This window comes from Micavibrio aeruginosavorus ARL-13 (assembly GCF_000226315.1).
Classification (GTDB): Bacteria; Pseudomonadota; Alphaproteobacteria; order Micavibrionales; family Micavibrionaceae; genus Micavibrio; species Micavibrio aeruginosavorus_B.
The window spans coordinates 1419300-1439487 of the sequence record NC_016026.1 but is presented as its reverse complement, the minus strand read 5'-3'; the positions used below and the strand labels follow the sequence as shown (position 1 = coordinate 1439487).

The following is a 20188-nucleotide window of genomic DNA, read 5'->3' as shown; positions in this document are numbered from 1 at the left end:
GCCATCAGGTCCGGTGGTGAACATCAGAATTGCAATCCACTACCGGCTTGATCCGCGTTGGCCGGTTTTGGGGCCGGGGCGCGTTTGCGGTATGTCGGCTCCGGGTCGGTTGCCGTGGCCGGGTAGGTTTGCGGGAATGTATCGGGGCTTTGGGCTGTGGCCGGGGCATCCACATGGCCGGGTTTTACACCGCATGCCACCAGAGGCATGGACAGAGCCAGAAGACACAGGGTAAAAGCAGACAGTCGGTTCATCTTCAAACATCCCACAAGGCTGAATAGGGTTATGACATATTATAATCTGTGCCGGTCAACATCCCTTAACGGGTTGTTTTTGTTGGTTTTGGCACTGGTGACTCTGTGCCCACTATTAAGCGCTAACGCGGCCACAAAGGCAACAGCCGCACCGCAAACAAAGGCGGATTTCCTCGCCCAATTTGCGGCTGTGCATACCTATGACACCGAAGCCCCGCGCGGACCCGCGCCGGCGGATCTTTTAGGGGTGTTTGATGGAAAATCTGCGTCTTTCCCGGCGGATTTCAAGGGGAAGGTTTTGCTGGTCAATTTCTGGGCGACATGGTGCGCGCCATGCGTGACCGAACTGCCAACCCTGCGGGCGTTACAGGAATTGCGGCAGGGGGATGGTTCGGGCGATCGTTTTACCCTGATCACCCTGTCCACCGATGTGGACCCGAAGGCGGATAAAATCCGACAGCTTCTGGAAAAATCCGGATTTCTGAAAGATGGTCCACATTATGTCCTGAACCCCGATGATCAAACCGGGTGGGGGCATTATATCGGCCTGGCCTTGCCAACGACCTTTATCATCGGGGTGGATGGGCGGATGCTGTACAAGCTGACGGGCCCTGCGGATTGGGCGTCACCGGGGGCGCTGGAATTGATAGATGGGCTGATCCCGGCAGGGGATTAGATTAATTCCATTTCCAGTCGAAATATTTCTGCTGGTGCGGAATATTATGGCCCATGGAAAACAGAACCCGGTTTACGGCCATTTGCTTTGGGGTCGTGTTATGCTTTGCCGCCCACTGGCTGGCCAGTGTGACAAAGGGGGTATAGCCAGATGAATCCCGTGTGGCGCACGTAAATGTTCGGCTGAGCAGCGTGTGCAAAAATCTTCGCCCGTTGGGATCTTTTTTGAAGGCGAAATATCCATTCTCCAAAATTCCCGGCAGAAAATTCACCAACATGTGCGCCAGATTGATATGCGCGCCAGTTGTGGCCAGGGCCAGACCGTTTTTGTCCATCAATGCTTTTGCTTTGTTTAATTTTGGGTCTTGCACATCAAAATCAGCATAGATGGCGTAGGTTTCCGGCTCTTTCTTCAACACGTGTTTCAGAACGATCAGGCGCGCCACATCAACGCGGGCCCAAATGTTTTTGTTCGCATTCGGACCGAACAAATCGGGGTCGCGCCCGTATTGGGGAATGATGTTCAGGTCGCACAATTCGACATTGGGTGGCGCGAAACGTTTATGATGTTCATGCAGGCAGGCGACCGAGCGTTTATCCAGAAATTTGTAATCCACCCAGATTTTGATCCGGGCATCCGGGTGATCCCGGGCGACGTCATGGGCGCAATCAATATGCTTGAATGATACCGTGCACTCAACATGGCGAAACTGGCTGTCGGGGGATTTATTGATCCAGACATAGTTGATCAGACAGGCTTTTCCGCTGTCGCGACTGGCCCGATTGAAACTTTGTTTGAGCATATTTTTCAGCATGCGCTTATTTAACATAATGAATATGCAAGAGCAAGAAATTAAGGGTTTTGAGTGGGGAAAACGTGAAGTCCTTGTTCTGGCAAATAAAAACCTTTGGCAAAAGGCTGATCGGCAATGAAAAATAAAGGAATATGATCTATACAAGATAGACGGGGATTCCCGGCATCGACCCGATTCACACCACCGTATTTAACCAAGCGTTCTTTGATGACAGCAGATACAGCAGCCTCCGCCTTCCAAAAGATGACGCAGACCCAACTGGATGAAGCGGTTGAGTTGCATGGCCGTTTTATGGCCGGGCGGCTGGGCGGGCGACGTGCGGTTTTGAAACGGATGGATTTGTCCGGCCTGTCTTTGCGTGAACGCGATCTGCGTCAGGCGGATTTCAGCGGCAGCATCATGAGCAGCATGGATCTGGCCGGGGCGAATTTCCGCGAGGCCTCGCTCTATGCCTGCGACCTGACCAATGCGAATTTGAACAAGACGACGTTCGTGCGCGCGGATTTGCGTGGCGCGCGGATTGAGAGCGCGAACCTTGCCGGTGCCAACCTCGATAACGCTGACTTGCGTGCGGGCGGTATGTCGGTGGATGGCAGTTTCGGGCAGGGGCAGAACGTGAACTTCCGCGGCGCCAACCTGGCTGGGGCGAAATTATCCGGCACGCTGGCGTCGAATGCTGATTTCTCTGACGCGATCATGGCGAAGGTTGATTTGACCGGGGCCGATTTGCGTGGCGCGCGGTTTGAAGGCGCAGACCTGACCGAAGCTGAAATTAAGGGCGCGCAATTGATGGGCGCGAACCTGAAATCCACCATCCTGACTGGGGTGGAGATTAAAGAAATTTCCAACAGTGGTGCCGATTTAACCGGCGCGGTGACGGATGAAAACGTGGGCAAGCCCATTTCCGCACTGGATGAACCGTTGGCCAAACTGATCAAGGAACACCGTAACTGGGTTGCCACCGTGGGGCGTCAGGGGCGGCAGTTGGATCTGTCCGGCTACGATTTGCGTATCCTGCTGTCACTGGCGGGTGAACGTTTGACGGCGGTGAAGGCCATTCGCGCGCGCTTCTGCGGTATGGATCTGACCGATATTCAATTGCAAAGCGCTATGCTGGATGATTGTGATTTCCGCAGTTGTTTCCTGCGCGGTGGTGACTTCCGTGGATCGTCCTTGCGGAATGTGAAACTGGGCCATGCCGATTTGCGCAATTCCGATTTCCGTGCGCTGGTATTCGATAACCCGGACGGCTCAAAAAAATCCAGCCCGTGCATTCTGGACGGGTCCAACATGCGTTACGCCAACTGCGCGGGCGCGCGTTTTGCCGGATCGTCCTTCCAGGGTGCCGATTTGTCCTATGCCGATTTGACGGGCTGTGATCTGGCCGGTGCCGATTTTACGGGTGCCAAGCTGGATAACGCCATTGTCGAAGGCGTGCGGATCGAAGGCGCGATTTTCGACGGCAATCTGCCGGATTCGTTGAAGAAGTTGATGGGTTAACCCCCTTCAGATGGACGCGCATTACACCATCAATGACATCGTAACATACGATTTCTGCCCGCCATCAAGCGTTGTCGGTATCGACAGTTATATGATGAAGGGGTTCGATGGCGTTGATCGTGGCTGGACCAGCTATACGCTGACATCGCAGGAGGCTGGCCCGTTCGCACGCTGGTGGATTGTCAATGTTCCGGGGTTTGGTCCGCATTATTACGTGGCGGCGGAGTCTGTTCCGCCCCATGCGGTTTTTGAGCCATCGTTGAGCGGCTTGGTGATGCTGGACAGCAGCGGTGATGCCGCTTTGTCATCATCGCGCGGTGCGTTGGCCACATTCCGGGCCGATGATGGATCGTTCCACGCGATGGAAGTGTTTGATGGGGCAGAACGATTGTTGTTCGTTGGTAGACCGTTCCGGCCTTAATTCTTCATCCCGGTCAACATGGCCAGAACGAACATTGCAATCGCGAACCCCTGCAAATAAACCCGGATCTGCATCATCTTGTTGCTTTTGGCATGATCGGCTTCGCGGCCGCGGGTCATGTAGAACACGCCGATAAATAACGATGCCGCAACGGCAACCAAGGCAACCAGCATCAGGGCAACGGCAATCGCGTTCATTTCTTTTTCGTCTCCGGTTTGTGGGCGACCATCAGGTAATTGACGTCCAGATCACGTTTGGACAGGCTGAATGAATTGGTCAGCGGGTTGAAAATCAACCCGCTGCTGCGCGCCGGGATCAGGCCATGGCGACGCATGGCGGCGGCCAGTTCGGCGGGCTTTACGAATTTTTTCCAATCATGCGTTCCGGTTGGGACCCACCGCAAAATATATTCCGCCGCGACGATGCCAAGAGCGAAGGATTTCGGTGTGCGGTTCAGCGTGGACATGATCACCGTGCCACCGGGACGGCACAGTCGGGCAATGGCGGCGATAAACAAATCAATGTCGGCGACATGCTCGACGATTTCGAGGGCGACCACGCAATCAAACGCGCCGGGTTCGCGCCCGGCCAGATCCTCGGCATTGTCATTCAAATAACGGATATCCAGCCCGCCCGCTTCGGCATGGGTTTGGGCGACGCCAATCGCCACATCGTCGGCATCCAGCCCCGTAACATCCGCGCCCATCCGGGCCAGTGGTTCGGACACCAGTCCGCCACCGCAACCAATATCCAGAATTTTCAGGCCGGCGAGGGGGCGCAATGACCCGCCCGCATCCGGGGCCAGAACATCGCGGATAAAGCCCATCCGGACCGGGTTTAAACGGTGCAACGGCGCAAATGGCCCGGTTTCATCCCACCAATGGGCGGAGTCCTTGGCAAAATGGCGGATTTCGTCCGGGTCTGTTGTTCTGGATTTGTGCGCTGTCACGGGTGAAAAACCTGTTTTCCCTTTGATTTCTGACTGTTTTCTAAGTATGGGTAAATGCAGTTAAAGTCAATTCTTACCCCGTTTTTGTGTGTTTATGGCCCGCCTTGTCCTGAAATTCGGAGGAACCTCCGTCGCCGGTATTCCGGAGATCGAAAACGCCGCTGAAAAAGTGGTGGCCGAGGTTGCACGTGGGCATCAGGTCGCGGTGGTTGTATCCGCCATGGCGGGGGTCACGAACCAGCTGGTCGATTTTTGCCGCGGCATCAGCCCACTGCACGATGCACGGGAATATGACGCGGTGGTGTCCAGCGGTGAGAACATTACCGCCGGGTTGATGGCGCTGGCCCTGCAAAAACGTGGCGTCATGGCGCGGTCGTGGCAGGGGTGGCAGGTGCCGCTGGTCACCAACGACATGCACGGCAAGGCCCGTATCGAAGAAATCCGCACCGTCGAATTTGATAAACGCCTGAGCGCGGGCGAAGTCGCCGTGTTGGCGGGGTTTCAGGGTGTGACGCCCATGAATCGCATTTCCACGCTGGGCCGTGGCGGGTCGGACACGACCGCCGTTGCGCTGGCCGCCGCGTTAAAGGCCGATCGTTGCGATATTTACACCGACGTGAACGGCGTTTACACGACCGACCCGCGCATTGTGCCCAACGCCCGCAAACTGGCGCGCGTGTCGTACGAAGAAATGGTTGAAATGGCGTCATTGGGGGCGAAGGTGTTGCAAACACGCTCCGTCGAAATGGCGATGAAACAGAATGTTCCGGTTCAGGTGTTGTCCACCTTTGAACCGTCGATCGGCAGTGACCTGCCCGGAACCCTTGTCACCAGAGAGGAAGACATCGTGGAACAGCATATCGTCAACGGCATTACCTACAGCCGCGATGAAGCGAAAATCACCCTCATCAACGTGCCGGATATTCCGGGCATTGCGGCTTCTGTCTTTGGTCCGTTGAGCAACGCTAACATCAATGTCGATATGATCGTTCAAAACGTATCGCATGATGGCAAATTGACCGACATGACGTTCACCGTGACGCGCGCCGATCTGGACCGCGCGTTGGAAACGTTGAAAAATGTTGCGTCGTTGAAAGATTTGAAAATCCACACCGACGCCCGCGTGGCCAAGGTGTCCGTCGTCGGTATTGGTATGAAGAGCCACGCCGGTGTGGCGCAGACCATGTTCGCGGCGCTGGCGGAGAAGGGCATTAATATCCAGGCCATCTCCACCTCGGAAATCAAAATCAGCGTTCTGATCGCCGAGGATTACACCGAATTGGCCATCCGCGCCCTGCATACGGCGTATGGGCTGGATTGATTGACATAAAATTATGGTGTCGGGCGTATATCGTGCGGATTAGCCCCTTTCCGCCGCCCGTCATATCGTGTAATGATTATAGAGCTTTAAAGCCAATCCTGAAGCAAAGGTTAATACACTCGCATGACTGAGCAGCAACGCCGCGAGGGCGAGCAAGGCTGGGAATTTTACACGGATCTTCCTGTGGGTGAGATCCTGCGTCGCACGCGCGTTCATTTTGAACAGTCGCTGGACGAGGTCGCGGGTTATTTGCGCATTCGCGCATCGCAATTGGAAGCACTGGAAAGTGGTGACGTGTCGCAACTGCCGGGCCGCGTGTACGCGATCGGTTATGTGCGCACCTATTCCGAATATCTCGGGCTGGACGGCGACAAGATGGTTCAGCTGTTCAAGATGCAATCGGTCGGACAAAAAGAAGAAATGCCGGAATTGCATTTCCCTGCACCGGCGTCTGACAGCAAAGTGCCGGGCACGATGCTGGTGATTGCGTCTTTGCTGGTCATGACCGTGATTGGTGGTGGCTGGGTCATCATGAATGCCGGAACGAAGGAAGCGACAATCGCCGCCATTCCGAATGTTCCCGTCGAAATGCGCGCCGACACGGCGACAACCGATATTCCGCCGCCGGTCCAAGAAACCGTTGCGGCCAGCACGGCGGCCTCGTTGCCTGGGGCGACGGTGCCGGGGGCTTTGGCTGTTGCAACACCGCAGGATTCTACCGCTGCCACGGCGGTTCCGGGTGATGGCACCGCGGCAACTGTTGCGGTTGATGCTGCGACGGCTGCGGCAACTGCGGCCGAGGCTGTGGCTGCGGTTACTGACCCTGCGGCAACGGCGTCGGCGGTTCCTGGTCAGCCGGTTGATCCGGCAACGGGCGTGGCTGCGGCAACGACACCGACGGAATCCTTGGCTGTTCCGCCCGCACCGCCGGGCCGTCAAATTGTCATCAGTGTGAAGGATCGGTCATGGGTTGAAATCCGTGACAAGAAGGGCAAAGCGCTGGTGTCCCGCATTCTGAAGCCGGGGGAAACCATCGTTGTGCCGGAAGAAAATTACGGTCTGCGTCTGGACACCGGGAATGCCGGCGGGTTGGAGCTGAGCATCAATGGCGAGGTCATTCCGGCCCTTGGGCGTCCGGGCGATATTTTGCGCGGCATTACGCTGGATGAGGAATCGTTGAAAAACCGTCCGGCTGTCGAGGAACGTGCCACCGCTCCGGCGCGCACGGCACCGTCTCGCAGCACTTCGCGCGAGGATGAAGAAGCCATCCGCGCTCTCGGTCTTCGTGAATAAATAATCTTATAACGTTTGCGGTTTATAACGCAGGTCGGTGGTCTTTCCACCGATCACGTCCAGCGTGTTTTGAATTACATCCTGACGCTTGGCCAGTTTTTCCTCAATCGCGGCAAAGGCAGCGCGCACGCCCGCTGTGTTAATCATGTTCCCGGTTTCGGTGTGCGTTTTCACGACGCGCTTCACATCCAGGATATAGGGTCCCAGTCCACGATCCTCGGACGAAAATTTATTCACTGCCACATCCAGTGTTTCATTGGCCTGCGTCCGTAATGTTGTGCGGGCGGCGTCGGCATGGGCGTTGAATTGCGGGCGGATCAGGTCATTGTCCCACACGGCACCCTGCATAAACAAATCGGCATGCGTCTTTTGAAAATGCAGATTGGCGGTTTTGCGCAAGGACCCCAGATTTTCCAGCGTATCCAGATAATCATTCCAGTGATCAACAATCGCATTCACGCGATCGACCAGATTGTCGTTTTGCGGTTCTGGTGTTGGCTGCGCGGACGGGGGCGCTGCGTTCTGCTGCGCGGTTTTCAAACCGGCCAGCGGGTTGTTCTGGTCATAGGCGGTGCGTTTGGCGCGATCGGATAATGTGTCATAGGCCTCACCAACCAATTTGAAGCGTGTTTCGCTTCCGCCGTCACGGTCCGGGTGCGTTTTAAAGGCCGCGCGGCGATAGCCCAGCTTGATTTCGTCCTGTGACGCATGGCGTGAAACACCCAGAGCGGCATAATAATCGGGTTGGTATGCAGTCATTGGGGGCTCCTCACTTTATACGCAGTAAACCATGCAATTTATTTACATAACATAAACAAAAGGATGGTTTCAAGGAAAACAGGTAAAACCGTTGAAAAAATCCCGGAAACGGGGCATTGAATGGCTATGAGCACGCACGACGATCATACCCATGTCCGCCCATGGCGGCATATTCCGCGCCGTAAATCCCGCCAGATCATGGTGGGCAACGTTCCCGTGGGTGGGGACGCGCCGATTACGGTGCAGACGATGACCAACACGTTGACGCACGATGTGGCGGCAACCGTGGCGCAGATCAAGGCGTGCGAAGCCGCGGGCGTTGATATTGTCCGCGTGTCCTGCCCGGATGCTGAATCCTCCGCCGCGCTGAAAGATATTGTGAAGCAAGTGAACGTGCCGATCGTGGCCGATATTCATTTTCACTATAAACGCGGGGTTGAGGCGGCCCAGAACGGCGCGGCGTGCCTGCGGATCAATCCGGGCAATATCGGGTCGGAAGAGCGCGTGAAGGAAGTGATCAAGGCCGCACGTGATTACAATTGCTCGATCCGCATTGGCGTGAATGCTGGGTCGCTGGAACGCGATCTGCTGGAAAAATACGGCGAACCGTGCCCGGATGCGATGGTTGAATCGGGCCTGCGTCATATCAAGATTTTGCAGGATCTGGACTTCCACAATTTCAAAATTTCTTGCAAGGCGTCCGACGTCTTCATGGCCGTGGCCGCGTATCAAATGCTGGCCGAACAAACCGATTGCCCGATCCATCTGGGTATTACCGAAGCCGGCGGTTTGCGCACGGGTACGGTGAAATCATCCATCGGCATTGGCTCGCTGCTGTGGGCCGGGATTGGCGATACGATCCGCGTGTCCCTGTCCGCCGATCCGGTGGAGGAGGTGAAGGTCGGGTTTGAAATGCTCAAGGCCCTCGGCCTGCGCCACCGTGGCGTCAACGTCATTGCGTGCCCGTCCTGCGCGCGCCAGCAATTTGATGTGATCAAAACCGTCTCCACATTGGAAGACCGTCTGGCCCACATCACCACGCCGATGACCATTTCCGTGATCGGATGCGTGGTCAACGGCCCGGGTGAAGCGCTGATGACCGATATCGGCTTAACCGGTGGCGGTAAAGGCACGCACCAGATTTACATTGGCGGCCAGACCGCCCACCGCCTGCGCGAAGGGGATGAGAGCATCGTCGACCATCTGGTGAAGATGGTTGAGGAAAAAGCCGCCGAAATCGACGCCAAATCAAAGGATAAGGCGGCGTAAGGTTCGTAAAACCGCCAAAACACGCAAAATCCTTGCGGGCCGGTCCGGAAAACAGCTATATTCATTCCCATAATAATAAGAATGAATGAAGGCTGTAGAGAGTCTGAGCCATGAGTGATGTGTCCGCGAAATCCGCGTTTGATGCCGATGGGCATCCGAAACCATCCATTGATAAACGTCTGCTTGAATTTGTGACGTTGCTGGATGGTGTCGTGGGGGCCCGCCATACGTTCCGCGTTGAATATAATTCACTGCGCGATTTTGAAATTCAATTCACTGATCGCGATTTACAAGATCGCGCATACAATAAATTGCACGTGACTTTGGATGATCAGGGTCAATACGCGGTCACGCACACAGGCGCGATGGACTTTTCGGCATTATCCAATATGAATGCCCGTGCGGCCCGCATGGCAATCAATGGCTGGATCGATGTCTTGCAAAAAACCTATCATTTCGATTGCCAATCCAACCTGCACCGCCGTCGATGCGAACGTGCGGAAATGCTGGGCGTAAAAAAACTGACATTCTAAGGCTGGGGCGCTTTCGGTGCGCGGGGTTTGCGCGGTTTGTTGAACGTGTCTTTAACCGCCTGATACACGCGCTCGGCCGCGGCGGTTGTTTCAATCAGAATGTCCGAAATATCCGCGTTGTGTTCGACAACAAAACTGTTGCGGCTTGGCTTGCTGGCTTTCAAATCATCCAGCGTGAATGTTTCACCATAGGCTTCGGCCACGGTGGATTTCCCCGTCTTGGCGTTTAATTCCAGACGGAACATCACGTTTTTCGTATCCTGCGCGCTGACGAGGTAGAAATCATAAAGCGGGTTTGTCTTCTTGTGCGTGTTGATGGGGTATACGGTGCTGAGGGTGACCAGCTCTTCCATCACGGCCTGTTTCTGGCGGGCAACATCACGCACGTAATCGGCGCGAATTTCAAAATTCTTGCGAGCGCGGTCTTTTAAATCCTGCATCATCGTCTGCATCTGTGCCGGGTCCATCAGGGCCGTGCCGGATGCCGGGTTAAAGGTCAGCAACAAGGGCAGGGTGGCCAGACCGATGCGTGCGGCGTCACCGCGCATGTCAATGCCCGGTTCAATGTCCCGCGCGGCCGCGTTTTGCAGGGCTTCTTCCACCTTCGCGGCGTACAGATCGCTGCTGGTAACGTGCCCGTCAGTTTTGTTTTTCCGGTTGATGTAGCCCAGCTTCGTCCACGCCGCATCTTCCAGCAGGTCAAGGTATGCCAGCTTTTGGCCCAGCATATCGCGATACACGATTTTGATTTGGGCGTTATCCGGCATGCTGTCATACAGGCTTTTCATCTGGACCGTTTTGCCTTCGTCATAACCGGACATGGTTTTGACGTAGTCTTCAAACGCGGATGTGTCGCGGATTTCGTCCGAGAGCAGGCCGTCCATATCCAGCACCGGGGCGGACAGATCAATGATCGGTGTGCCATCCGTGCTGACCAGGTCGGGTTTTTCCACCTGGAACTGGGCCAGCTTGGCATCATAAAGCGGTTTGATATCCGCAACGCACAGGAACCGGGCGCATTCTTCGACCAAGTGGGTCGCGCGTTCGGCTTTTTCCTGCATGGCTTTGCCGCTGCGGGCCTGACGGTCGGGGTGGTACAGGGCCCGGGCCAGTTTCACGACCTTGGCAATGTCCTGCGCGGGGCTATCCGGGGTGATGCGCTCCTTGAAATCACCATCCGCCATCATCGCGTTCAGGATGGTGTAGCGATCCAGGATATAGTGAACACCTTCGATGGAAGAAAATGACATGCCCAAGCCCCCGGCTCAATGTTTTTTGAATATGGGAAAGTCTTAGCTGGGGCCCAAACCAGACGCAAGGGCTTTTGCAAAATCCGGCTTTGGTGGTAAAAGAGCCACCGAAGACAAGGATATATAAGGCATTCCATGGCACTGAAGGACAAAATGGGCCCGATCAAGGCCCGGCACAGCGAACTGGCCGCCCTGATGGGGGAAGGCAATTTGAGCGGCGAAGCATACGTCAAGCTGTCACGCGAATATGCCGAGCTCGGCCCGGTGGTCGAGGCGATTGATGCCTATGACGCCGCCCTGAAGGAAAAAGCCGATCTGGAAGCCATGCTGTCCGACAAGGACATGGCCGAAATGGCCCAGGAAGAACTTTACGCCCTGAAGGACCGCCTGCCGGGTTTGGAGGAACAGGTCAAACTGGCCCTGATCCCGAAGGACGAAGCCGACTCCCGCAACGCCATTCTGGAAATCCGGGCCGGGACCGGGGGGGACGAAGCCGCTTTGTTCGCCGCCGACCTGTTTGCCATGTACCGGGGCTATGCCGCCACACGGGGCTGGCGTTTTGAAGTGGCCGAGATGAGCGAGAATGACCTGGGCGGGTACAAGGAAATTATCGTCGAGGTGCAGGGGTCCGATGTGTTTTCCCGCCTGAAATATGAATCCGGGGGCCACCGGGTCCAGCGTATTCCGGTGACGGAAGCCGGGGGGCGTATCCATACATCCGCCGCCACCGTGGCCGTGATGCCCGAGGCCGAAGATGTCGACATTCACATTGATGAAAAAGACCTGCGCATCGACGTCTACCGGGCGCAGGGCGCGGGCGGCCAGCACGTCAACAAGACCGAAAGCGCGGTCCGCATTACCCATATTCCCACCGGAACCGTGGCCGCATGTCAGGAGGGTAAGTCCCAGCATAAGAACCGCGACACGGCGATGAAAATGCTGCGGTCCAAATTGTACGAAGCGCAATGGCGGAAACAGGCCGAAGAACGCAGTGCCAACCGGAAATCCCAGGTGGGGTCGGGCGACCGGTCCGAACGTATCCGCACCTATAACTTCCCCCAAGGTCGGGTCACCGACCACCGCATCAATATGACGTTGTATGCGCTGGACGATGTCTTAAGCGGCAAAGACCTCGACAAATTCATCGACGCCCTGATCTCCGAGGAAAACGCGGAGAAACTGGCGGAGCTGGAATAATTGACAGCGTGCCCCTTTATTTTCTATAAAACACCATTCTATAGAAGCAGGGGATTGTCATGACGGATAAGCAAAACAAGCCCACCAAACTGGACGAACCAGCCCGCAAAACGGGCGGGAACCCGGGGGTTTTGCCAACCATTCAGGTCGAAATCGCCCCCCCGGCTGAAGATTGCATCATCGTCCATATTAAGCCGGATACGCCGGAACAACTGCACCGCAAAGCCTTGCTCAAGGATACAGCCAGCGCGCTGGGGTGTGAGCCCGCGCTTCTTGAGGCGGCAGGGTATTCTGAACACGACCTGAGCGACCGTTTTGGCCGCGCGGTCAGGAGCAAGAAGCGCCGTTTGAAAACTGTGGTTGCCAGTGTGGTTTTCGCAGCGGTGGCTTCTGTGGGGCTGTATTCCTTGCCAGAGCGTGAGAAGGAGCCTGCTGTCTGGTTGTTTCTACTCGCGGCGGCGACTTATGGTGCGGGGCGGGTTTTTGACTGGCGTCCCATTTCGCGCGAAGACGCCGAAAATGATGCCAGAGGTAAGCTTATCCGGGCGACGGGCCGGCCCCGGACGCCGCCCAAGGCACCGCCACCGCCGCCACATCGTTGTAAATGCGAATGTGAATGCAAACGCTAGTTCCTCTCTACAAAGATATCCAGACCCGTTTCCGGGCCGCCGGGGTTGAAAACCCGGGGTTGGAGGCGCGTATTCTGGTCAAGGCGGCGCTGGGGGTGTCGGATGCGGATTTGATCACAGGTTCTGCACAGACTTATCCACAGGCTGATCTGGATCGGTTGGAGGCTATGGTCGCCCGTCGTCTGGCGGGGGAACCGCCATCCCGGATTCTGGGCAGTCGTGAATTTTGGGGGCGGGATTTTGTCCTGTCGCCGGATACGCTGGACCCGCGCGCCGATACCGAAACATTGATTGAGGCCGCGCTGGAATGTTTCAAGGGGCAGGAGCCGCCAAAGCGGATTCTGGATATCGGTACGGGAACCGGGTGTATTATCATCACATTGCTGGCCGAATGGCCGGGCGCGGCCGGGATTGCGACCGATTTGGCCATCGGGGCGGTGGATACGGCCCGGTTGAATGCTGCGAATAATGGGGTGGCGGACCGGATTCAGGTGGTGCACACGCGCTGGGCCGATGGAATTGATGATCGTTTTGACCTGATTGTGTCGAATCCGCCCTATATTCCCTCTAAGGATATCGAATCATTGGATGAAAATGTCCGCAGATTCGACCCGATTCTGGCCTTGGATGGGGGAAATGATGGGTTGGATGCCTATCGGATGATCCTTGAACAAGGAAAATCGCGCTTAAAACCCGGCGGCGTGATGCTGTGGGAAATTGGCATAAATCAGTTAAAGGACATCACGCGACTCGTTGAAAATATTGGCGCGACTCGGGGCCGGGTATGGGCCGATTTGGGCGGAATTCCGCGGGTTGTGGAAATCTCGTATGGGGATAAATAAAAAAAGCTTGTGCGCCCGCCTTGTGGCGGATTCAAGCCCCCCTGTACACTTACAACAGTTCACAAGAACACGGGTCAGTTTGACGGAATCGAAACATCGTTTTTCAAAACGGGGTGTTTCGCAACGCTCCGGTCTGGTCAGGTGTATGTGAATCAGATACGATGTACGTATAACCGAATCAACGGGTTAAGAAGGACGCAGGTACTTTATGAGACACGGCAACGCTGGCAGACGCTCCCGCAATAACAACAATGGCAATGGTGGCGGTCATCGCGGTCATAATAACCGTGGTAATGGCGGTGGCCATGGCCGCGCCCCGAACCGGATGCAGGTTTTTGACAGCAATGGGCCGGAAGTGCGCATTCGCGGCACCGCGCACCAGATCGTGGAGAAGTACCAGACGCTGGCCAAGGATGCCAACGCGATGGGTGACCGGGTTCTGGCCGAAAGCTATCTGCAACACGCCGAACATTATCAACGCATCATCAGCAGCTGGAACGATTACGCCCCGGTTGTGAACGAAGCACAAAGCATGGACGCCGTTGATCTGTCCGCCCAGCCGCAGCCGACCATCCAGCCGCGCCACCAGGCGAAAGCCCAAGAGGCCGATCTGGGCTTGCCGAGCAGCATTGTTGGGGCTCGTGTCGATGTTGGTTCAGAACTGGCTGATGCTTAATATTTCACTTTAACAATACTGTTTATCGTGTTGTTAATAAAATGAAAAAACGGATCGCAATGCGGTCCGTTTTTCGTTTCTTTTGCCCGTCATTCCGGCGAAGGCCGGAATCCATGCGGTCTATCCACTGGATTCCGGCCTTCGCCGGAATGACGGATGTGGGGTTGTTGGGCCGATTGGGGTATAATGGCCTATGGAGACCTCTTGATTTTTGGAGCTGTTTTCACCATCTAAACTGTATGGCCCCCACAGGGGCTCCCCTCTGCGTATTCTTCATTAAAATCAACCTGTTCGGATCGGTTTTACGCCCATGGATTTTGAAAAATTTACCGAAAAAACGCGCTCTTTCCTGCAGAAGGCCCAGACGCTGGCCATGCGGTCGGATCATCAGTCGCTGGAGCCGGAGCATCTGTTGAAGGTGATGTTGCAGGATGAGGACGGTATGGTCCAACGCCTGATCGGTGCGGCGGGCGGTGATGTGAACCGCTTGATGCGCGATGTTGAGGGTGCGCTGGCCAAAATCCCGTCGGTAACGGGTGGTGGCGCGGGTGGTTTGCGCATTTCAACTGATCTGGCAAAAATACTCGATAACAGTTTGAATTTGGCCGAAAAATCCGGTGACAAGTTCATCACGGCGGAGCGCATTTTGCAGGCCTTCCTGCTGGCGCGATCTGCGGATGTCGCGGGGTTGATTGAGGCCTCGGGTGTCAATTCCGCAAAGCTTAATCAAGCGATCAACGACATGCGCAAGGGCCGTACGGCCGATACGGCGAGCGCTGAGGGCGGTTTCGACGCCTTGCGCCGTTATGCCCGCGATCTGACTGAAGTGGCCCGTGAGGGCAAATTAGACCCGGTTATCGGCCGGGATGAGGAGATCCGCCGCACGATCCAGGTTCTGTCCCGCCGGACCAAGAACAACCCGGTCCTGATCGGGGAGCCGGGCGTGGGTAAGACGGCCATTATCGAGGGCCTGGCCCTGCGGATCGTCAATGGTGATGTCCCGGAAAGTCTGAAGGACAAGCGACTGATGGCGCTGGATTTGGGGGCCTTGCTGGCCGGGGCCAAATTCCGCGGAGAATTTGAGGAGCGGCTGAAGTCCGTGATGGACGAGATTAAATCCCACGCTGGGGAAATCATCCTGTTCTTGGATGAGCTTCACACGGTTGTTGGGGCTGGTAAGGCCGAGGGGTCGATGGATGCGGGCAATATGCTGAAGCCCGCGCTGGCCCGGGGTGAACTGCACATGGTTGGGGCCACCACGCTGGATGAATACCGCAAGCATATCGAGAAAGATGCGGCGCTGGCGCGACGCTTCCAACCCGTTTTCGTGTCAGAGCCAACGGTTGAAGATACGATCTCTATCCTACGGGGATTAAAGGAAAAATACGAAATGCACCATGGGGTTCGTATCACGGATTCCGCGATCGTTGCGGCGGCCACATTGTCGCATCGTTACATCACGGATCGGTTCTTGCCGGACAAGGCGATCGACCTGGTGGATGAGGCGTCCAGCCGTCTGCGGATGCAGGTGGATTCCAAGCCTGAAGCGGTGGATGAATTGGATCGCCGGATAATTCAGTTGAAGATCGAGCGCCAAGCCCTTCAAAAAGAAAAAGATTCTGCGTCTTTGGATCGGCTGGAAAAGCTGGAATCTGAGCTGACCGAGCTGGAGAAGAAGTCTGCCGATTTGACCGGGGCGTGGAAGGCTGAGAAAGACAAATTGGGCGCGGCCCAGCGTTTGACTGAGGAGCTGGATAAGGCCCGAACCGAATTGGAACGTGCCCAGCGCGAGGGCAATCTGGAGAAAGCGTCCGAGTTGCTCTATGGCCGTATCCCGGAACTGGAACGTTTGCTGGAAAAGGCGTCCCAAGCCAACGGGGCCACCGGGGCCATGATCAAGGAGCAGGTTGAGGATGATGATATCGCCGCCGTGGTCAGCAAATGGACCGGGATTCCCGTTGATAAAATGCTTGAAGGTGAGCGTGATAAGCTTCTGAAAATGGATGAAAAATTGATGGAGCGTGTGGTTGGGCAAGAGGCCGCCGTTCACGCTGTATCGAACGCCGTGCGCCGCGCACGGGCGGGTCTTCAGGACCCACGCCGTCCCATCGGTTCGTTCCTGTTCCTCGGCCCCACAGGGGTTGGGAAAACGGAGCTGACCAAGGCGTTGGCTGAATTCCTGTTTGATGATGATACGGCTCTGATCCGGTTGGACATGTCCGAATACATGGAAAAACACTCGGTCGCCCGCATGATTGGCGCACCCCCCGGCTATGTCGGGTATGAGGAGGGCGGAGCCCTGACCGAGGCGGTTAGAAGACGCCCGTATCAGGTTGTTTTATTTGACGAAGTTGAGAAAGCCCACCCGGATGTTTTCAACGTCCTGCTGCAGGTTCTGGATGATGGCCGTTTGACCGATGGGCAGGGCCGGACAGTGGATTTCTCCAATACCGTTTTGATCATGACCTCGAACCTGGGCGCCGACCATCTGGTGAACCAGAAAGAGGGCGAGGATGTCGAGAAAGTCCGCGGGCCGGTGATGGAAGCCGTTCGCAAGGCGTTCCGCCCGGAATTCCTGAACCGTCTGGACGAAATCCTGCTGTTCCGCCGTTTGGGCCGGGATCAGATGGCCGGGATCGTGGAAATCCAGCTGGGGTATCTGCGTAAGCTTCTGGCCGATAAACGCATCACGCTGGAGATGGATGCCAAGGCGATCCAGTGGCTGGCCGATAAGGGGTACGATCCGGCCTATGGCGCGCGCCCGCTGAAACGGGTGATCCAGAACACCATGCAGAACCCGCTGGCCGGGATGATCCTGCAGGGCGATATCCGCGACGGGTCCACCGTGGCGGTGACCGTTGGCAAGGGCGATCAGCTGGATTTCAAAGTCACCAAGACCGGTCCGGCCAAGGTGGCGGCGTAAGCCTTAAAGTTTGACATATTTAGGATATAGGTCTTAAGCTCACCCCATTCTTTCAAACGAATGGGGTGATGTCTTATGGGGTATGTTTCCAACGCGATTGATCATTTCAACTGCCTGTCGGGCATCAACCGTTTGCGGGCGTTGTCGGCGGCGGCGGATAACGATGTGGACGGGTTCCTGAACATTGCCCAAACGGCCCGGCGTTGTGGCTGGGTGGATGTTGTTCTGAACCCGCAGATGGTGCGGTCGGTTTCGACGAAGATTGGGTGTAACGCCCTGAACGCCATGTTCGGGGATCGATCCGCGCCGGATGTGGGCAAGGCGTTCCAGCAATTTGCATCCCTGCGTCAGGTGGTCAGCGGCACGTCCGATCTGGAGGCGGCGTTGTCCTCTGCGTCCGCAGGGATAGAGCGCGTGGGGAGCGTTGTTGCGGCCAGCCTGCAAAAAACGGCGCCACAGCGATAAAACACCCTCTTTTATATTTGACATATCATCAATGGCGGGCTTATGGTCCGCCATCTTTTTATCTGGGTAAGGAAACCGCCATGAACCGTCTGTTCAATGCTATTCACCAATTCAACTGCCTGTCCGGAATTAACCGCATGTATGCGGCATCGGCCATGACCAACAATGATACGGATGAGTTTATGCGGCTGATGAGTCTGGCCCATGAATATGGGCGGATCAAAAGCGTTGTAACCCCGCAGATGGTCAAAACGCTGTCTGAACGTCTGGTCCGCGATATTGTGCCCAGCCTGTCCAAGGCAACATTGTCCGAAGATGCGCAAAGAAGCTTGGGGCGGTTTATCGATGTATGCCGAATGATCCAAGGGCATGAGTCTCTGCAACTGGCTGTGCCGGGGCAGGTTATCGGCCCTGTGGTTCAGCTGGTGTTACAGCACCGCCGTGTGGGCGATCTGGTGCGTTTGCGCCGGGCTTTGGATGGAAGTTTGATGGGGGCGTTCGTTGATGGAGTTGTGCATGAAGACGGCCCGGTCCTGATGGGGGATGTTTTGGTTAAGTCCTATCGCGACCGTCTGGATGCCGCCCGTGCCGTGACCCCGGCGCGTCGCCAGCCGCGGTAAGGCGTTTTATGGAGCCAGAATAAAAAACGGAGCCTTACAGGCTCCGTTTTTCGTTTAGTGCTGTTTGAAATCGTCAAATTTGATCTTGGCCTGTTTTTCCAGTGTTTCGGCCTGACCGATGGACAACATGCCCTTGGCCGGGACGAAGACCTTGGGGGCGCGGCCCTCATCGGCGCTGCCGTTGAAGTACAGGTTGATGGATTTGCCGCTTCCAGACAGATCAATCCCCGGGTTTTTTTGGTAATTGGCGCGTTCCGTCGGGCGGATGCGATGGTTTTCATCCAGCGGGCGGGTGCCGTAGCCCACGGCGGTCAGGGCGGCGATGGCTTGTTTGGCGGATACGGTCGATGATTTTTTCTGTTTCATACGGGAGTTTCCTGTCAGGGCGCTGGGGGTGGATTAAAACGGGAACGCGGGTTTTACACCACACAGGCGGGCCAGGTTATGGGCCTTGTGCGCGGTGAGAATATTGATGGCGTCTTGGGTTTTCAGCCCATCGGGAACCATGGTGGCCAGTTCCTTGGGACCAAAAATCCTGCGGCATAGTGGGACGAGGGAATCGATGGCCCCCATCAGATGTTCAACCGGAATTTTGCGCTGGGCAATGAACGGGGCTACGGCGCGTTGAAATTCAACCCAATCTTTGTCGGGAACCCGAACGCCCATGGCGTCAATCTTATCGCAGGCCGCTTCGGTAAAGCGACAGCACAGGCGGAGGATTTCGGTTTCCTGTGTCGAGGTGTTCATGATGGCATCCCTGTTATTTTTTTTATATTTATAACAAGATCGTAAGTTACGGAAACCGTGGGGTCAAGGAAAAAGGCCCGGGGCCGGGATGCCGTAAGAGATTGTCATGGCTGGGGAATTCCATTAACCTGTTGGGGTTATGTCCTTGTTGCGGGGATTCCCCCGCGTTTTCGCCGTTTTGACCATGTTTTTTTCAGGATGATGCCGGTATGACCCGTCGCTTGCTTAACGCTGTATCCATTGCCGCTGTTTCTGTCGCTCTGCTGGCCGGGTGTGCCACGGCGATTGAGGATTCGTCGCAGGAGGTGGAGTTCCGGGTTGTCGGTGCCGACACGGCGTTGTGCCATTTCAAAAACGACGACTATAATTATAAAATCTACGCCCCAAACACGGTCCGCATTCAAAAGACGCGCAAGCCGATCAATTTGCGTTGCATAGCGACCGGCAACCGTGAACGTGTTGCGACGATTGAGCCCGAGGTTAGTGATATGATCGCGGCCAACTTCAGCAACGGATTTGTCCCCGGCGTGGCATGGGATGTGGCATCCGGGGCGGCCCATGCTTTCCCAAATGTCATTACGGTTGATTTCAGCGGCGTTCCGGCCCAGCCGATGCCTTTGCCTGAATATCAACGTGTCCTGAGCCAGAACCCCGGCCTGATCGGGTTGGAGGAGTTTCGTCCGGGCCGGGCCGTGTTGATCAGCGATTACACAACGCCGATCCCGACCTTGGAGCGTCGTGAAGGTGGGGAAGAAAGCCTGGGTGAATTTACGACGTCTGATGAGAGTGGTATGAAGAGCGTCGGCGGCAAGGTTGTTGCACCGGAAGGGTCCATGGCCGCCCGTGTGCCGGACCATGCGCAAGTCATGACGGCATCACCGGAATACGGAACGCCGCCTGCGGAATTTGTTGGTGGGTCAAGCACCAGTGACGCGACCACATCCGGCGGTGTTGCCAGCACGCCGGCCCGCGCGCCATCATCCGCACCGTCAACACCATCGGCGGACAGTTTGACGCGACAAGCCAACCCTGGATCGTTTTGATTTAAAC

23 protein-coding genes are annotated in these 20188 nt (G+C 56.1%); 15 read left to right on the top strand and 8 right to left on the bottom strand.

Going from position 1 to position 20188, the window contains the following annotated elements; genetic code table 11:
* Window positions 1-23 precede the first annotated feature (23 nt).
* The gene (locus MICA_RS06810; RefSeq protein WP_041793897.1) at window positions 24-254 is read right to left on the bottom strand and encodes a hypothetical protein; all 231 of its coding nucleotides are present in this window, start codon (window positions 252-254) and stop codon (window positions 24-26) included.
* A 31-nt stretch (window positions 255-285) separates the two neighbouring features.
* Between MICA_RS06810 and MICA_RS06805 the strand changes: the two genes are divergently transcribed.
* Window positions 286-930 (top strand): TlpA family protein disulfide reductase, encoded by a 645-nt coding sequence (locus tag MICA_RS06805; protein ID WP_014102983.1) that lies wholly within the window; start codon window positions 286-288, stop codon window positions 928-930.
* 1 nt (window position 931) lies between these two features.
* On the opposite strand, the gene MICA_RS06800 is transcribed toward MICA_RS06805, so the two are convergent.
* Window positions 932-1744, bottom strand: coding sequence for a hypothetical protein (locus MICA_RS06800; protein WP_014102982.1), 813 nt, complete (start codon window positions 1742-1744; stop codon window positions 932-934).
* Between the two features lie 207 nt (window positions 1745-1951).
* On the opposite strand from MICA_RS06800, the gene MICA_RS06795 reads away from it, so the two are divergent.
* Together MICA_RS06795 and MICA_RS06790 are read left to right on the top strand one after the other, a co-directional pair.
* Window positions 1952-3244 (top strand): pentapeptide repeat-containing protein, encoded by a 1293-nt coding sequence (locus tag MICA_RS06795; protein ID WP_236619862.1) that lies wholly within the window; start codon window positions 1952-1954, stop codon window positions 3242-3244.
* A gap of 10 nt (window positions 3245-3254) precedes the next feature.
* A complete protein-coding gene (locus MICA_RS06790; protein ID WP_014102979.1) occupies window positions 3255-3665 on the top strand; it encodes a hypothetical protein in 411 nt (136 codons plus the stop codon).
* Here the strand turns inward: MICA_RS06790 and MICA_RS06785 are convergent.
* Both MICA_RS06785 and ubiG read right to left on the bottom strand, forming a co-directional pair.
* Entirely contained in the window at window positions 3662-3862 is a 201-nt protein-coding gene (locus MICA_RS06785; RefSeq protein ID WP_014102978.1) for a twin transmembrane helix small protein, read from the bottom strand. The genes MICA_RS06790 and MICA_RS06785 overlap by 4 nt on opposite strands.
* On the bottom strand, window positions 3859-4614 hold the full coding sequence (gene ubiG, locus MICA_RS06780; RefSeq protein WP_014102977.1) for a bifunctional 2-polyprenyl-6-hydroxyphenol methylase/3-demethylubiquinol 3-O-methyltransferase UbiG: 756 nt from the start codon (window positions 4612-4614) through the stop codon (window positions 3859-3861). Before ubiG ends, MICA_RS06785 begins: the two co-directional genes overlap by 4 nt.
* 94 nt (window positions 4615-4708) lie before the next feature.
* Between ubiG and MICA_RS06775 the strand changes: the two genes are divergently transcribed.
* Together MICA_RS06775 and MICA_RS06770 are read left to right on the top strand one after the other, a co-directional pair.
* Window positions 4709-5935: an aspartate kinase gene (locus tag MICA_RS06775; protein ID WP_014102976.1), complete on the top strand. Its 1227-nt coding sequence runs from the start codon at window positions 4709-4711 to the stop codon at window positions 5933-5935.
* A 123-nt stretch (window positions 5936-6058) separates the two neighbouring features.
* Window positions 6059-7228, top strand: coding sequence for a helix-turn-helix domain-containing protein (locus MICA_RS06770; RefSeq protein ID WP_049782114.1), 1170 nt, complete (start codon window positions 6059-6061; stop codon window positions 7226-7228).
* 6 nt (window positions 7229-7234) lie between these two features.
* Here the strand turns inward: MICA_RS06770 and MICA_RS12460 are convergent, their stop codons facing one another.
* Window positions 7235-7987, bottom strand: coding sequence for a J domain-containing protein (locus MICA_RS12460; protein ID WP_014102973.1), 753 nt, complete (start codon window positions 7985-7987; stop codon window positions 7235-7237).
* A gap of 126 nt (window positions 7988-8113) precedes the next feature.
* On the opposite strand from MICA_RS12460, the gene ispG reads away from it, so the two are divergent.
* Window positions 8114-9256, top strand: a complete 1143-nt coding sequence (ispG, locus tag MICA_RS06760) for a flavodoxin-dependent (E)-4-hydroxy-3-methylbut-2-enyl-diphosphate synthase (RefSeq protein WP_041793896.1) — start codon at window positions 8114-8116, stop codon at window positions 9254-9256.
* 110 nt (window positions 9257-9366) lie between these two features.
* The gene (locus MICA_RS06755; RefSeq protein ID WP_014102971.1) at window positions 9367-9789 is read left to right on the top strand and encodes a hypothetical protein; all 423 of its coding nucleotides are present in this window, start codon (window positions 9367-9369) and stop codon (window positions 9787-9789) included.
* On the opposite strand, the gene MICA_RS06750 is transcribed toward MICA_RS06755, so the two are convergent.
* Window positions 9786-11039, bottom strand: coding sequence for a hypothetical protein (locus MICA_RS06750; protein ID WP_014102970.1), 1254 nt, complete (start codon window positions 11037-11039; stop codon window positions 9786-9788). The two genes, MICA_RS06755 and MICA_RS06750, sit on opposite strands and share 4 nt — an antisense overlap.
* Window positions 11040-11174: 135 nt before the next feature.
* Here MICA_RS06750 and prfA point away from each other — a divergent pair, with 135 nt between their 5' ends.
* From prfA to MICA_RS06715, 7 genes are all read left to right on the top strand, one after another.
* Window positions 11175-12236 carry a peptide chain release factor 1 gene (gene prfA / locus MICA_RS06745; RefSeq protein ID WP_014102969.1) on the top strand — a complete coding sequence of 354 codons (1062 nt, stop codon included), beginning with the start codon at window positions 11175-11177 and terminating at the stop codon, window positions 12234-12236.
* A gap of 59 nt (window positions 12237-12295) precedes the next feature.
* The gene (locus MICA_RS06740) at window positions 12296-12865 is read left to right on the top strand and encodes a hypothetical protein (protein WP_014102968.1); all 570 of its coding nucleotides are present in this window, start codon (window positions 12296-12298) and stop codon (window positions 12863-12865) included.
* Window positions 12853-13707, top strand: a complete 855-nt coding sequence (gene prmC / locus MICA_RS06735) for a peptide chain release factor N(5)-glutamine methyltransferase (protein ID WP_014102967.1) — start codon at window positions 12853-12855, stop codon at window positions 13705-13707. The genes MICA_RS06740 and prmC overlap by 13 nt, the downstream gene beginning before the upstream one ends.
* Before the next feature lie 208 nt (window positions 13708-13915).
* Window positions 13916-14383: a DUF4167 domain-containing protein gene (locus tag MICA_RS06730; protein WP_236619861.1), complete on the top strand. Its 468-nt coding sequence runs from the start codon at window positions 13916-13918 to the stop codon at window positions 14381-14383.
* A 310-nt stretch (window positions 14384-14693) separates the two neighbouring features.
* Window positions 14694-17306 carry an ATP-dependent chaperone ClpB gene (gene clpB / locus MICA_RS06725; protein WP_014102964.1) on the top strand — a complete coding sequence of 871 codons (2613 nt, stop codon included), beginning with the start codon at window positions 14694-14696 and terminating at the stop codon, window positions 17304-17306.
* Window positions 17307-17381: 75 nt separating this feature from the next.
* Complete coding sequence (locus tag MICA_RS06720) at window positions 17382-17771, top strand: hypothetical protein (RefSeq protein ID WP_014102963.1); 390 nt, start codon at window positions 17382-17384, stop codon at window positions 17769-17771.
* Window positions 17772-17851: 80 nt separating this feature from the next.
* Window positions 17852-18391: a hypothetical protein gene (locus tag MICA_RS06715; RefSeq protein WP_148260440.1), complete on the top strand. Its 540-nt coding sequence runs from the start codon at window positions 17852-17854 to the stop codon at window positions 18389-18391.
* Window positions 18392-18445: 54 nt separating this feature from the next.
* Here MICA_RS06715 and MICA_RS06710 read toward each other — a convergent pair whose 3' ends face one another.
* Both MICA_RS06710 and MICA_RS06705 read right to left on the bottom strand, forming a co-directional pair.
* Window positions 18446-18757 (bottom strand): hypothetical protein, encoded by a 312-nt coding sequence (locus MICA_RS06710; protein ID WP_014102961.1) that lies wholly within the window; start codon window positions 18755-18757, stop codon window positions 18446-18448.
* A gap of 33 nt (window positions 18758-18790) precedes the next feature.
* Window positions 18791-19138 (bottom strand): hypothetical protein, encoded by a 348-nt coding sequence (locus MICA_RS06705; RefSeq protein WP_014102960.1) that lies wholly within the window; start codon window positions 19136-19138, stop codon window positions 18791-18793.
* Between the two features lie 209 nt (window positions 19139-19347).
* Between MICA_RS06705 and MICA_RS06700 the strand changes: the two genes are divergently transcribed.
* Window positions 19348-20181 (top strand): hypothetical protein, encoded by an 834-nt coding sequence (locus tag MICA_RS06700; protein WP_014102959.1) that lies wholly within the window; start codon window positions 19348-19350, stop codon window positions 20179-20181.
* The last annotated feature ends 7 nt before the right edge of the window (window positions 20182-20188 follow it).